Source organism: Actinomyces sp. ZJ308 (assembly GCF_011752065.1).
Lineage (GTDB): Bacteria > Actinomycetota > Actinomycetes > Actinomycetales > Actinomycetaceae > Actinomyces.
This window is the reverse complement of the sequence record NZ_JAAIJY010000009.1, coordinates 68,779-82,328: the sequence shown is the minus strand read 5'-3', so window position 1 is coordinate 82,328 and position 13,550 is coordinate 68,779. Positions and strand designations below refer to the sequence as shown.

Sequence of the window (13,550 nt, the reverse complement as noted above, 5' to 3'; positions counted from 1 at the left end):
CAGGGGAGACGCAGTCAGGTGCGGCCCCTTCGCCGGTACCGAACTAGTGGTCCATACCAGTACTCCATGGTACAGGTCGCCATGGGCATGTCCAGTGCTGATCAGCGAGTGTTTCTCAAGGCCGCTGGCGAGCGGGGCGGAAGGCCGGCTTGGGGGCGGCCACCGGGACCCACAGGGTGTAGCGGTCGGCCCGGAACAGGGTGTGCGAGTAGTCGATCGCGCAGTGCTCGTGGAAGGTGCGCCGGGTGATGTCCAGGGTGGGGGCGTTCTCCTGGACGGACAGCAGGGCCGCCTCCTGGGCCGTGGCCGCGTGGGCCTCGATCATGTCCTCGCCCCACTCCGGTGTCAGGCCGGCCTGGGTGAGCTCGGCGTAGACCGAGAAGTTCGGGCTGGTGCGCAGCAGGTCGGGAAGGAGCGCGGCGGGGATCCAGTTCTCCTCGATGGCCATGGGGATCGCGTTGGCGGTCAGCAGGCGACGCAGGTGGTGAACCTCGGCCTCCGCCTCGATCTCGAGCGCCTCCGCCACGGTCTCGCCGGCGGGAACGGTCTCGGCCTGCAGCATGACGACGCCGGGCTCCATCCCACGACGTTGCATCTCCTGGGTGAAGGAGGTCAGTCGCACCTGCAGGTCGAGCTTCGGGGGTGAGACGAACGTTCCCCTGCCCTGCTGACGCTCCAGGACCCCGTCGACGACGAGGGTGTCGATGGCCTGGCGCACGGTCATGCGGGAGACCTCGAACTGCTCGCACAGCTCGCGCTCGGACGGGACCGGGCTGCCGCTGGCGAGTCCGTTCCTGATGAGCTCCAGCAGGTGGTTGCGCACGATGACGTACTTCGCCGGTCTCTTGCCTGGCTTCTTGGGCATGAGGCTCCCCTGGTTGACAATGGGTGGAGGCGGCCAGAGAGGCGGGCTGGTCGCGACCACTGCTTCCGCTCCGTCGCGTCGACTCCCCTCATTATGGCCGAAGAGTGCACTCAGTGCTTGACATTGAAGGCTCTATCGGTTTTTCTGGTTGTACTGGTCCAGACGTGTTCGGTGTCGATCCGTCCCGACTACCACCGTCATGGTGACGGTCTCTGACGCGGCAGTGCTGCTGCTTGATCCTGAACTGGAGAACATCATGTCAGACAAGAAGAGGACGAGGGGGGCCTTCGCCGTTGCTCAGAGGCTGGGGCGATCCCTGATGCTGCCCATCGCCACACTCCCTGCGGCGGGGCTGCTGGTGCGTCTGGGGCAGACGGACATGCTGGGAGCCGAGGGGCTCGCTGCGAAGCTGTCCTGGGTTCAGCCCGTCGCCGATATCTTCGTCGCGGCCGGCGGCGCGGTCTTCGACAACCTTCCTCTCATCTTCGCCGTCGGCGTCGCCGTGGGCTTCGCCAGGAAGGCCGATGGCTCCACCGGAGTGGCCGGCCTGTTCGGCTACCTCGTCTACCGCGCGGTCACCTGGGCCATGTCGCCCATCGTCATGGGCAAGCCCGAGCCCCTGAGCCAGGAGGCCCTCGACTGCCTGCACGGCTTCGATCCCGCCAAGGGTGAGATCACCCAGGTGGGGCCCTGGAACCAGGGCGTCAAGATCTGCGACATCCCCACCCAGACGCCCATCAACTACGGCGTCCTGGGTGGAATCATCATCGGCGTCGTCGCCGCCCTGCTCTGGCAGCGCTACTACCGCGTCAAGCTGCCCGACTGGCTGGCCTTCTTCGGCGGACGCCGCTTCGTCCCGATCATCACCTCCGGCGCGGCGCTCATCATCGCCCTGGCCATGTCGGCGCTCTACCCGGCCTTCAACTGGCTCATCAACGAGCAGCTCGGCGGCTGGCTCATCAACGCCGGAAACTCCCAGGGCGCCGCCGGTGCCCTGGCGGTCTTCGTCTTCGGCACGGTCAACCGGCTGCTCATCCCCTTCGGCCTGCACCACCTGCTCAACTCGGTTCCCTGGTTCCAGCTCGGATCCTGCCAGACGGCCTCCGGAGGCACCGCGCACGGCGACCTCACCTGCTTCTTCCAGGGCGTGGACGGCTCGAACTCGTGGACCGGCAGCTTCATGACCGGCTTCTTCCCGATCATGATGTTCGCTCTGCCCGCCGCCGCGCTGGCCATCTGGCGCACGGCCAAGCCCGCCAAGCGCAAGACGACCGGCGCCCTCATGATCTCGGTGGCCCTGACCGCCTTCATCACCGGCATCACCGAGCCCCTCGAGTACGCCTTCGCCTACGTGGCCTTCCCGATCTACGCCGTCCACGCGGTCCTGACCGGATCCTCCCTGGCGATCGCCAACCTCCTGGGCGCCAAGGACGGCTTCTCCTTCTCCGCCGGGGCGATCGACTACCTGCTCAACTTCGGCAAGTCCGCCGAGCTCTCCGGAGGAGTGGTTCACGGGCCGGTCGTGATCATCATCATGGGCCTGGTCTACGCCGTCATCTACTACTTCCTCTTCCGGTTCCTCATCGTCAGGTTCGACTTCAAGACCCCGGGGCGCGAGGACGACGACGTCGACGCCTTCGCCGCCGCGCAGGCCGCCGCCGCCAGGTCCACGGGCAAGAAGTCCGCGGAGGCGAGCCGGCCCTGACCGCCACCGTCTGGCACCGTCGCGCTGGCGAGCGATGCTCACCTGGCCGGGGCCGGGCACCTGAGGTGCCCGGCCCCGGCCAGTGCGGATCCTGATCCTGCTCGGTGCAGGGACCCGATATGACTGATACGGCTACATACGGCTACTGGTCGGTGGCGTTCTCAGCGGCCTGAGCCCTGGCCACGCGCAGGGTGTCGTCGAGGTTCTCACGCACGATCCGCCGTAAGGCGGCCGGCGCCTGGGCGTGGGAGTCCAGCCAGCCCTCCAGAGCGGCGGCCGGGTCTGAGCCGTCCAGGCCCACCGTGGCGCAGGACCACAGTCCCGTCAGCAGGTTCTCCGCCATGTGGAAGGTGCGCGAGGACCACACGGAGTCGATGGCCTCCACGTACTGACTCACGAAGGGCACCAGCAGCTCGGGATGACGCTCGACGTTGGTCAGACCGCGCAGCACGCGCACCTGCGTCTCGTTGGGCATGGAGGCGTCATCAATGAGCGCCCGCCAGGTGGCCTTCTTCGCCTCCGGCGTCGGAATGGCGGCGCGGGCCTCGGCGGCGCGCTCACGCCCGGTGGTCGTGCGGTCCCGAGCCTCCTCGGTGCGGATCTGCTCCTGTCCGCCGCGACCGGCCGCGACCAACCCGGTCAGCAGGTCCCAGCGCAGGTCCTGGTCGACGTCCAGGCCCTCAAGCTCCCCAGTGCCCTCCAGGAGACCATCGACGACGTCGAGCTGCTCACCGGTGACGGCGTGAGCGGCCAGAGCCCGGACCAGCTGGAGCTGCTTGTCGCTACCTGCTCGGGCCGCCCGAGCCAGCTCCAGCAGCCGGCCGGCCGCTGCCGGAGCGAGATCTCGCCGCACGGCCGGGGGCAGGAAGGCGGACAGGCAGGTGGCGATCCGTCCCAGGAGCCCCTGGATGACCGAGGAGTGCTCCTCCACGCCCAGGGCCCGCAGTGCCGCCTCAAGGAAGCGGGAGGCTGCCAGCTCTCCGTCACGCACCATGTCCCAGGCCGAGGCCAGGACGATCGAGCGTGGCAGGGATTCGGTGAAGGCCTCGATATGAGCGAGCCCGTGGAGCAGTGACGCCTCGTCGAGGCGGACCTTGGCGTAGGTGAGGTCGTCGTCGTTGAGGACGAGGACGTCGGCCCGCTTGGTGCCCACCAGCTCGGGGACGTGCGTCAGCTCACCATCGACGTCGAGCTCGACGCGGCCGGTGCGCTCCAGACGCGCCTCGGCGCCCTGACCGGTCAGGCTGTAGCAGCCGATCGCCACCCGGTGCGGACGCAGAGAGGCCGGTGAGCCGGAGGGGATCTCCTGGCTGACAGCGGCCTGGGTGATGACTCCCTCGGCGTCGGTGCTGATCCGGGTGCGCAGGGTCGTCACGCCGGCCTCCTGGAGCCACAGGCGGGTCCAGGCACTCAGGTCGCGGCCCGAGACCGCCTCCAGCTCACGGAGCAGGTCGCCCAGCTCCGCGTTGGCGTAGGCGTGCGCCGCCAGGTAGCGCTGGATACCGGCGAAGAAGTTCTCCCTGCCCACGTATCCCACCAGTGCGGCCAGGACCGAGGCTCCCTTGGCGTAGGTGATGCCGTCGAAGTTCACCTCGACGTCGTGGAGGTCGTTGATCTCGGCGGCCACGGGGTGGGTGGAGCTGAGCTGGTCCTGGTTGTAGGCCCACCCCTTCTCCAGGGTCTGGAAGGTCGTCCAGGCCTGGTTCCACCGGGTGATCTCGGCGGTGGCCAGGGTGGAGGTGAACTCGGCGAAGGACTCGTTGAGCCACAGGTCGTTCCACCAGGTCATGGTCACCATGTCGCCGAACCACATGTGGGCCAGCTCGTGCAGGATGGTGACGGCTCGCCGCTCCACGCGGGCCTCGACCGGCCGGGAGCGGAAGATGTAGTCGTCACGGTGGGTGACGCAGCCTGCGTTCTCCATCGCCCCGGCGTTGAACTCGGGCACGAAGATCTGGTCGTACTTGGTGAAGGCGTAGGGCGTTGCGAACAGGTCCTCGTAGTAGGCGAAGCCCCGCTTGGTCAGGTCCAGGATCTCCTCGGAGTCCATGTGCTCGGCCAGGCTCCTGCGGCAGTAGACGCCCAGTGGCACGGTGCGCCCGTCGCTCGCCACGTACTCATCGGTGGCTCCGACGTAGGGGCCGGCGACGATCGCCGTGACGTAGGAGCTCATCGGCTCGGTGGGGGCGAAGGCGAAGGTGAGGGCGTCTCCTGAGCCGTCGGAGGCCTCGGCCGCAGTCGGCTCAGGCGTGGGGGAGTTGGACAGCACCGTCCAGCTCGCCGGGGTGGTGACGGTGAAGGTGAAGGACGCCTTGAGGTCGGGCTGCTCGAAGACGGCGAAGACCCTGCGGGAGTCGGGCACCTCGAACTGGCTGTAGAGGTAGGTCTCGCCGTCGACCGGATCGGTGAAGCGGTGTAGCCCCTCCCCGGTGTGCATATAGGCGCAGTCCGCGACGACGACCAGCTCGTTGTCCGTCGCCAACCCAGTCAGCGCGATCCGGGAGTCCTCGTAGACCTCGGCGGGGTCGAGGGCCCGCCCGTTGAGAGTGATGGAGTGGACGGCGGGGGCGATCAGGTCGATGAAGGTGGAGGATCCCGGCGTCGCCGTGAACCGCACAGTGGTGGAGGACCCGAAGACCCTCTCACCGCGCGTGAGATCGAGGACGACGTCGTAGCTGCCGGTGTGCACCGTCGCACTGCGCTCGGCGGCCTCGAGACGAGTCAGGTTCTGACCGGGCATAGGAACTCCTGTCTGAAAGGGGGAAGCGGCTCATGGAGCGCCGGGTGATTGTCTCATCTTCCTGTCTCAGGCGGGAGCCCCGCAGTGCACGACGTCACCGGGGGACGACACACGATGTGTCGTCCCCCGGTGACCGAGGCAGTTCCTGTGAGCTCAGGAACGTGAGGAGATCGCTGGGACCTGCTCAGGCCTTGTTGCGGCGACGCAGGAACAGGACCGTCCCTCCGATCGCGACGAGGAGCGCGGCGATACCGCCGAAGATCATGCCGTTCGCACCGGTGTGCGCCAGGGACCTGCCGTTGTCGTTGGTGTTCGTACCGGCGGCCCTGCTGTCGGAGGAGGACTCCTTCGCGCTCGTGCTCGTGCTCTTGTCGTTCTCGGTCCGGTTGTTGACCTGCTGGTCGGCCGCGGCCTTATTGTTCTCGCCGCCGCCGGCCTGGTTATTGTTGTTGGCAGCATTGCCGTTGGCCTGGGTCTCCCCGCCGCCTGCCTGGCTGCTGCCGTTGTTGTTGCCGCCGCCGTTGTTCACGGCGCTGTTGCGCTCGGTAGTGGCCCTGTCGCCACCGCCGCTCGCCTGGTTGTCGCCGCCACCGTTGTTCGCGGCGCTGTTGCGCTCGGTGGTGGAGCGCTCGGTGTTCTGGCTCTCGGAGGTGGAGCGCTCAGTGTTCTCCTGCTCGGTGGTGGAGCGCTCGGTGTTCTGGCTCTCGCTGGTCGAGCGCTCGGAGTTCTCCTGCTCGGTGGTGGAGCGCTCGGAGTTGGCCCTGTCGCCGCCTCCGTTGGCCTGGTTGTCACCACCGCCGTTGTTGTTGCCGCCACCATTGTTCTCGGAGGTGGAGCGTTCAGTGTTCTCCTGCTCGGTGGTGGAGCGCTCGGAGTTCTCGATGGTGAAGGTGTGGTTGGTAACCGTGGTGACGGTCTGGCTCGTGGCCGTCTCACTGTGGTGGGAGCCGGTCAGAACCAGCAGGTACTCCCCGTTGGCCGCGTCGGTGGGCGCGGGCAGGTTGCCCTGGAGGTTGCCGTTGGCGTCAACCGTCAGCTCTCCAAGGGTGTAGGTGATGCTGGAGTCGCTCTTGCTCTTGAGCAGGACGGTCACCGTCTCGCTGGCGTAGAAGCCCTGTGCGTTGAAGGTGAAGGTCTGGGACTGGCTCTCGGTGCGGGCGGAGACCTCGTAGGAGCCGGTGATGCGCGTGTCGTCGAAGTAGATCTGAGTCTGCTGCTGAGTCGTCGCCTGGGTCGTCTCCGTCTTGCCGCCGTAGGTCATGCATCCGGCACCGATGGTCCACCCGTCGGTGGTGGTGGCGGAGGAGGACCCGATCGACTTGATGAGTGCCGCCAGGTCGAGGTCGGTGGTCCAGCTGCCGTCCGAGGCCGCCTCGGTCCTGACGACGTCGGAGGCGGTGCCGTCCGGGGCGTACAGCGCGATGCCGACGGTCGCCTGCTGACCGGTGCAGCCGGTGCCGGAGACGGTGAAGGACGTGTTGGTGCTGGCGGAGACGAAGGTCTTCTCCTGGGTGATCCTGAAGCTGCTGCCCGAGCTGGTCTCACTGGAGTTGCCGGGAGTCGATGGGGTCTGGCTGGGGGTCGGGCTGCCAGGGCTGCTCGGAGTGGCCGGGGCGCTCGGGCTGCTGGAGCTGCTCGGGCTACTGGGGCTGTTCCTGTTGGAGTCGTTGGCGAGAGCCGGGGAGGCGATGAGCGAAGCTCCGGTCATTGCGGCCACTGCGCTCGCTGCGGCCAGGGGACGTCCAAGACGCATGTGTCCTCCTAGGTTGACGGGGACGATGACTGCCGGCGATCCGATTCTTCACCGGCTCGTTATCTACCGTAACGAGGAATAGGGCGAGGACGTGGGTATGTCATGTGATACCGAGCACTTCTGATAGTGTCCTCGCTCACGTGAGAAAGGCGATGATTGACCGAGCGCTTCACGAAACGTTGAGATGGCGGGGATTACCTGTGGTGTCGACGATGGGCGATCAGGAGCTCGCCGGGTGGCAGGTCTTGGGACTGTACCCGTAACGGGCCAGCAGGTCGCGGGACTCCTGATTGGGTGAGACGATGATGGACTCGTCTCGAGGCCCCGCCGGAAGGTCGATGATCGTGGTGGCGTCGGCGGATCCGGCCTTCGACGCACTACGGCCCAGCGCGGCCAGATCGCCGAGTCCGGTGCCTGAGTCCAGAGTGATGTTGCCGGCGACAGTGTGCGCCATGTGATGGAGTGTCAGAGGGTTACGGGCCTTCTGCCCGACGGCGGACAGCACCGCCTGCATCACCTTGGCCGTGGACTCGCTGCGGCGCCGGGCGCCGTCGGCCTCACTCATGGGAACCCAATCGCCGTCGCGCAGAATCTCGGGGTGCCGGGAGCGGACGAGGGCGAGAGCGTCGATCCCCGTCAGCCTGTGGCGGCCGGCAGCATTCAGGTTCAGCCCGGTGTAGGCGTCCCGCACTGGCTCGGGGACGTCCACCTCGACGCCTCCCAGGGAGTCGATGATGTCGGCGAACTGGGCCATGTCGATGGTGACCAGATGGGTGGTCGGAATCCCCAGGCCGGTGCACAGCGCATTGACCGTGTTCTGTGGTCCGGGAACGTAGGTGGTGGCCAGGCGGTCCAGCTCTTTGCCCTTGCTGTTGATGGTGAGGTCCCGGGGCAGGTTGATGACCGTGAGTCCCGTCTGCGAGGGGCGCACCAGGGCGATGACGTCGGCTCGGGAGCCCTCCACCTCCTGAGCGGTGCCGTATCGGCTCTGGTCCCCCGGCACGGTGGCGCGCGAGTCCGTCCCGAGGATCAGCCAGGTCTCGCCCGCCGTCGGAGATGATGTGGACGGCATGGCGATGCTGACGCGTGCGGGACGATGAGCCAGGACTGCCACGTCGGCCCCCAGAGCAAGTCCGGCGGCCAGCATCATGACGCTCAGTGCAACAGTGATCTTTCGGCGTTTCGACCACTGCCTGCGACCTTGGCCCCGGCGGCGCTGCTGAGGCGGTTGAGGAGGGGACGGGATGTCGTCGTCGGCGCCTCCAGGGCGCTCGGAGGTGGTGGGGGAGTCTGCGCTGTGCTCGTCGTCGGCAGTGGAGTCCATGGTCTCTCTGTGTGTCAGCCCCGGGGGAGTGTCGTGGTTTCAGGTGGGATCGTCGATGCGCCGTGCGGTGTCGACGGGTATGACAAGACCGCCGGGGATACGGCGCACGACGGTGCCGTATCCCCGGCGGGAAGTGTTCCCAGTCATGCTGGGAGGTTGCTGTCAGGCCTTGCGGCGACGCAGGAACAGGGCGCCTCCACCGATGGCCACGAGGGCCGCGGCGATGCCGCCGAAGAGCAGGCCGTTGGAGCCGGTCTGGGCCAGCGGCTTGTTGGAGGTGGACGCAGCCTGGGTGGCGCCGGTGCTGGCCGGGACGTTCACGTTGCTGCCGTTGTTGCTGGGGGTCGCCGGGTCGGTGGTGCTGCCTCCGTTGCCGGAGAAGCCGCTGTCACCGCTGGGGTCGTCGGCGAGCCTGAAGACGCCGTTCTCGACGACGACGACGCCATCGCCCGTGCCGCCCTCGCCGTAGCGCGCGCCCTCGAGGGTCAGCAGGTACTGGCCGTCAGCGACGCCTGAGGGGGTGGCCAGGGAGCCCTGCACCGCGCCGTTGGCGTCAGCGGTCAGCGTGCCGACGGGGTAGGTGATGGACTGGTCGTCCTTGCCGACGAGGGTCACGGTGACCTGCTCGTTGGGGGAGAAGCCGGTGGCGTCGATGGTGAAGGTCTGTGCGCCGTTCTCGTCGGTGGCAACCCTGTAGGTGCCCTCCACGTCGGTGTCGTCGAAGACGATGCCGTGCTGGGCCTGCTCGCCCTGCGGCTGGCCGTAGGCCAGGCAGCCGGCGTCAATGGTCCAGCCGTCGGCCGAGCCGTCGGTCTTGGCCTCGACGCCGGTCGACTTGACGAGCTCGGGAATGTTCAGCGTGGTGGACCAGCTGCCGTCCTCACCGGGCGTGGCCGTCACGACGGTGGACATGGTGCCGTCGGGGGCGTACAAAGCGATGCCGACGGTGGCGTCCTGGCCGGTGCAACCGGTTCCGGACACCGCGAAGGCGGTGTCGGTGGTGGTGACGGTGTGGGGCTGGTTGTCAGCGAACTTGATGCTGCCGTCGGCCAGGGCGGGGGAGGCGGCAAGGGTGGCGCCGATGGCGGCGGTCATCACGCTCGCGGCGGCCAAGGGGCGTCCAAGACGCATGAGTACTCCTAGATCTATGGGTATGGGTGGCAACCGGTGAGCCGGGGTGTCACCGCGTCGTTATCTACCTTAGCGTTCGATGGGAGGAGGATCCATCGTTTTCTGTGAATGAGGTGTTGGCCTCAGTATTAAACCGGCGTGATTCGTCTCACCCGGTTCGATGAATCGGCAGAGGCTGCTGAGCGCTGAAGCCGACTACCAGATCGAGACCCGTTTCTCCGGAGCCAGCCACAGGGCGTCGTCGGGTGCGACATCGAAGGCCTTGTAAAAGGCGTCGACGTTGCGCACGATTCCGTTGCACCGGAACTCGGCGGGAGAGTGCGGATCCACGGTCAGAAGCAGCTCGGCGTAGTCCGGGCGGTTCTTGGAGCGCCAGATCCGCGCCCAGGAGTAGAAGAAGCGCTGCAGGCCGGTCAGCCCGTCGATGACCGGGGCCTGGTCCACTGAGCCGATACCGGAGTCGGCCAGGGCCAGGGCGTAGGCCTTGAGGGCGATCCCCAGGCCGCCCAGGTCACCGATGTTCTCCCCGATGGTCAGGGCGCCGTTGACATGGGGGACCTCCGACTCCGTCGTGCCCGCGGCCTCGTGCTTGGCGGTGACGACCTCGGGCGTGTAGACGTCGTACTGGTCGATGAGCGCCCGGGTGCGCTCGGTGAAGGCCTCGCGGTCCTCCTGAGTCCACCAGTCGCTCACCTTCCCGGTGCCGTCGAAGGTCGATCCCTGGTCATCGAAGCCGTGGCCGATCTCGTGGCCGATGACGGCGCCGATGCCCGCGTAGTTCACGGCGTCGTCGGCCTGCGGGTCGAAGAAGGGCGGCTGCAGGATCGCGGTGGGGAAGACGATCTCGTTCATCGTGGGGTTGTAGTAGGCGTTGACCGTCTGCGGAGTCATATGCCACTCGTCGCGGTCCACCGGCTTGGTCAGCTTGCTCAGGGAGTAGGCCATGTCGGCGCGCTCCACGCTGCGCACCGAGGCCAGAACGTCCCCGGGGGTGACCTCGACGGCCGAGTAGTCCCGCCAGCGCACCGGGTAGCCGATCTTGGGGGTGAACAGCGCCAGCTTGTCCAGGGCGCGCTCCCGTGTGGCGGGACTCATCCACTCCAGTGAGGAGATGGACTGGCGATAGGCCTCGATGAGCCGGTCCACCAGGGCCTCCATCGCCAGCTTGTGCGACGGCGGGAAGTGCCGCTCGACGTAGATCTCGCCCAGCGCCTCGCCCAGGCAGGACTCCACCAGTCCCACGCCGCGCTTCCATCGGGCCCGCAGCTCGTCGGTTCCCTGGAGCGTGCGGCCGTAGAAGCCGAAGTTCTCCTCCACGAAGGCGCGTGAGAGCAGGGTCGCCCGCCCGTGAACGACGTGCCAGGCCGCCCAGGCCTTGAGGTCCGCCAGGTCGGTGCCCTGCCAGACGCCGGCCGCGTGGGGCAGGTAGTCGGGCTGGGTGACGATGGCCTCGTCGAGGAACGTGGTCTGCTCGATGCCGGTGGTCCGAGCCGCTGTGCGAACTCCCTCGCGCCACTCCTGCCAGGGCAGGTCCGGTGCCGAGTCGACGATCTCCTGCCAGGACATCGGGTTGTTCATCTTCTCCACGTCGCGGCAGGTGACGCGGTCCCAGTGGCCCTTGGCCAGAGCGGTCTCCACGGCCATGACCCGCTCGGCAAGGCTCTCGCCGGAGGCGCCGAAGGACTCCGTCAGTCCGGCCAGCTCGAGCATCCTGGCCACATGCGCCACGTAGGCCTGGCGCAGGGGGGCCTGCGCCTCCTCGCGGTAGTAGGACTCGTCCGGCAGTCCCAGACCCGACTGGCCGATCCAGCTCGTGTAGCGCTGCGGGTCGTTGATGTCGACCTCGACGTCGGCGCCCACGACGCCCATGAAGCCGATCGGCGTCATCTCTCCGAGCACCTTGGCCAGCTCCTTCTTGGAGTCTGCGCCCAGTACCGGCGCCAGCTCCTCAGCCAGGGGTGCGGCGCCGAGCTCCTCCAGGTGCTCCTCGTCCATGAAGGCCGCGTAGAGGGCGCCGACACGACCCCGGTTCGTGGTCAGGGCCTCAGAGGCCGCCTCCACAGGCGCCGCGGAGAAGCTGTCGGCGAGCTCCTCAACGATCTGGCGGCAAGCGGCCTCGGCCTCGTCGCGCAGGGTGGTGAAGGCGCCGCTGCCGGGGCGGTCCGCGGGGATCTCGGCGGTGGCGAGCCATCCGCCGTTGACGAAACGGAACAGGTCGTCCTGGGGGCGAACGGAGGAATCGGTCGTCGCCGTCTCCAGGACGCCGGCGAGAACCGCGTCTGCAGAGCCGACAGTGTCACTCGACTGCTCGGAGGGCCGGGACGATGAGTTGGTGGAAGGACCGTTGGGATTCGGCGAGGCGTCAGTCATAACGGACACGCTAACCCGCTCCGGCCCTGCCGGGCGTGTTGACGACGCTCACGCCCTCCTGGTGCGAAGCGCTGTTCGCGTGAGGCACAATCCTGTCATGCGCATCCACATCGCCTCCGACCACGCCGGCTTCGATCTCAAGAGCGCCGTGATCGAGCACCTGCGGGACGAGGGGCACGACGTCATCGACCACGGAGCCCACGCCTACGACCCGGATGACGACTACCCGGCGTTCTGCCTGGCCTGCGGGGAGGCCGTGGTCGCCGACGCCGGAAGCCTCGGCATCGTTCTCGGGGGAAGCGGTAACGGGGAGCAGATCGCCGCCAACAAGGTTGACGGGGTGCGTGCGGCCCTGGCGTGGTCGATCGAGACCGCCCGGCTGGCTCGCCAGCACAACAACGCCAACGTGGTCGCCCTGGGGGGGCGCATGCACGACCTGGGTGCGGGCCTGGCGATCATTGACGCCTTCCTCGACGAGCCCTTCAGCGGAGACGAGCGTCACGTGCGCCGCATCGCCCAGCTCGCCGACTACGAGATGCGCATCCATGACGGCGTCGCCCCTGCGGGAGGTCCCTCAGGCGCTCCCACCATCACACCCGCCGGGGCCTGAGTCGGGCTAGCCATGCCGGAGGGACACACCATCCACCGGCTCGCCGCCGCCCTGGACGAGCTCTACGGTGGACAGAGCCTGCGCGCCTCATCCCCGCAGGGGCGCTTCGCCGACGGGGCGAGCCGCCTGGACGGCCAGGTGCTCCTGGGCAGCCAGGCCCACGGCAAGCACCTCTTCCTGCCCTTCGGGCCCCGCTCCGACATGCCACTCGACGACGCCTCCGTCACCTGGCTGCGGATCCACCTGGGCCTCTACGGCTCGTGGACCTTCGACGGCGACCGCGAGTTCACCGCGCCCCACGCCATCGGCGCACCCCGCCGGCGCGTCGGTGAGCGCGGTGAGCACGCCCTCAAGGGCGGGGGAGGATCCGCCCTGACCGGGCTGAACGGCGGGACCTCCGATGCCGTCGGTACCGAGGGAGCCGACGACGCTTCCAGTCGCGTCGGCCCGGATCCCGAGGAGTGGGAGCCGCCCGAGCCGCGCGGTGTGGTGAGGCTCCGCCTCCAGGGCAGGCACGGGGTGGCCGACCTGACGGGGCCGGCGGCCTGCGAGCTCCTGGACGCCGAGGGCGTCGCCGCCGTGCGCCGCCGGCTCGGCCCGGACCCGCTGCGCGCCGACGCCGACGTGGAGGCCTTCGTGACCAAGGCGCGCTCGCGGCGCAAGAGCATCGGCGAGCTGCTCATGGACCAGGCCGTCATCTCCGGGGCCGGCAACATCTACCGGGCCGAGACCCTCTTCCGGGTGGGTGTCTCGCCCTTCCGTCCCGGCAACCGCGTCAGCGAGGAGCGACTGCGGACCATCTGGGAGGACCTGGGGCCCCTCATGGAGTACGGCGTGGCCACCGGCTTCATCACCACCGTTGACCTCGACGACGTCCCCGACCCCCTGCCGCCGGAGGATCCCGAGGCCGGACGGTGGTACGTCTACCACCGCACCGGTCGCCCCTGCCTGCGCTGCGGGACCCCGGTGGCGGAGCGGGAGGTTGCGGCCCGCCGCCTCTTCTGGTGCCCCTCCTGCCAGTCCCACTGAACCCGCACGCTGGCCGCGAGACG

At 68.3% G+C, this 13,550-nt stretch carries 9 protein-coding genes; 3 read left to right on the top strand and 6 right to left on the bottom strand.

Annotated features, from left to right (window positions below; genetic code table 11):
• Positions 1 to 115: 115 nt before the first annotated feature.
• Positions 116 to 865: a GntR family transcriptional regulator gene (locus HCR68_RS05935; protein ID WP_167147509.1), complete on the bottom strand. Its 750-nt coding sequence runs from the start codon at positions 863 to 865 to the stop codon at positions 116 to 118.
• 256 nt (positions 866 to 1,121) lie between these two features.
• On the opposite strand from HCR68_RS05935, the gene HCR68_RS05930 reads away from it, so the two are divergent.
• Entirely contained in the window at positions 1,122 to 2,570 is a 1,449-nt protein-coding gene (locus HCR68_RS05930) for a PTS transporter subunit EIIC (protein WP_167147507.1), read from the top strand.
• A 142-nt stretch (positions 2,571 to 2,712) separates the two neighbouring features.
• On the opposite strand, the gene pepN is transcribed toward HCR68_RS05930, so the two are convergent.
• From pepN to HCR68_RS05905, 5 genes are all read right to left on the bottom strand, one after another.
• Complete coding sequence (gene pepN / locus HCR68_RS05925; RefSeq protein WP_167147504.1) at positions 2,713 to 5,310, bottom strand: aminopeptidase N; 2,598 nt, start codon at positions 5,308 to 5,310, stop codon at positions 2,713 to 2,715.
• A gap of 184 nt (positions 5,311 to 5,494) precedes the next feature.
• Positions 5,495 to 7,063: an LPXTG cell wall anchor domain-containing protein gene (locus tag HCR68_RS05920; RefSeq protein ID WP_167147501.1), complete on the bottom strand. Its 1,569-nt coding sequence runs from the start codon at positions 7,061 to 7,063 to the stop codon at positions 5,495 to 5,497.
• A 220-nt stretch (positions 7,064 to 7,283) separates the two neighbouring features.
• Positions 7,284 to 8,387, bottom strand: coding sequence for an LCP family protein (locus tag HCR68_RS05915; protein WP_167147498.1), 1,104 nt, complete (start codon positions 8,385 to 8,387; stop codon positions 7,284 to 7,286).
• A 162-nt stretch (positions 8,388 to 8,549) separates the two neighbouring features.
• Positions 8,550 to 9,518, bottom strand: a complete 969-nt coding sequence (locus tag HCR68_RS05910) for an LPXTG cell wall anchor domain-containing protein (RefSeq protein WP_167147495.1) — start codon at positions 9,516 to 9,518, stop codon at positions 8,550 to 8,552.
• A 195-nt stretch (positions 9,519 to 9,713) separates the two neighbouring features.
• Positions 9,714 to 11,888, bottom strand: coding sequence for a M13-type metalloendopeptidase (locus HCR68_RS05905; RefSeq protein WP_167147464.1), 2,175 nt, complete (start codon positions 11,886 to 11,888; stop codon positions 9,714 to 9,716).
• Between the two features lie 97 nt (positions 11,889 to 11,985).
• On the opposite strand from HCR68_RS05905, the gene HCR68_RS05900 reads away from it, so the two are divergent.
• Together HCR68_RS05900 and HCR68_RS05895 are read left to right on the top strand one after the other, a co-directional pair.
• Entirely contained in the window at positions 11,986 to 12,498 is a 513-nt protein-coding gene (locus tag HCR68_RS05900) for a ribose-5-phosphate isomerase (RefSeq protein ID WP_167147461.1), read from the top strand.
• 12 nt (positions 12,499 to 12,510) lie between these two features.
• Positions 12,511 to 13,527, top strand: a complete 1,017-nt coding sequence (locus HCR68_RS05895; protein WP_167147459.1) for a zinc finger domain-containing protein — start codon at positions 12,511 to 12,513, stop codon at positions 13,525 to 13,527.
• Positions 13,528 to 13,550 lie beyond the last annotated feature (23 nt).

Bases quoted from the DNA above. Each gene is read 5' to 3' on its own strand.
- HCR68_RS05905 (WP_167147464.1), bottom strand. From the start codon at position 11,888: ATGACTGACGCCTCGCCGAATCCCAACGGTCCTTCCACCAACTCATCG.
- HCR68_RS05920 (WP_167147501.1), bottom strand. From the start codon at position 7,063: ATGCGTCTTGGACGTCCCCTGGCCGCAGCGAGCGCAGTGGCCGCAATG.
- HCR68_RS05915 (WP_167147498.1), bottom strand. From the start codon at position 8,387: ATGGACTCCACTGCCGACGACGAGCACAGCGCAGACTCCCCCACCACC.
- pepN (WP_167147504.1), bottom strand. From the start codon at position 5,310: ATGCCCGGTCAGAACCTGACTCGTCTCGAGGCCGCCGAGCGCAGTGCG.
- HCR68_RS05930 (WP_167147507.1), top strand. From the start codon at position 1,122: ATGTCAGACAAGAAGAGGACGAGGGGGGCCTTCGCCGTTGCTCAGAGG.
- HCR68_RS05935 (WP_167147509.1), bottom strand. From the start codon at position 865: ATGCCCAAGAAGCCAGGCAAGAGACCGGCGAAGTACGTCATCGTGCGC.
- HCR68_RS05910 (WP_167147495.1), bottom strand. From the start codon at position 9,518: ATGCGTCTTGGACGCCCCTTGGCCGCCGCGAGCGTGATGACCGCCGCC.
- HCR68_RS05900 (WP_167147461.1), top strand. From the start codon at position 11,986: ATGCGCATCCACATCGCCTCCGACCACGCCGGCTTCGATCTCAAGAGC.
- HCR68_RS05895 (WP_167147459.1), top strand. From the start codon at position 12,511: ATGCCGGAGGGACACACCATCCACCGGCTCGCCGCCGCCCTGGACGAG.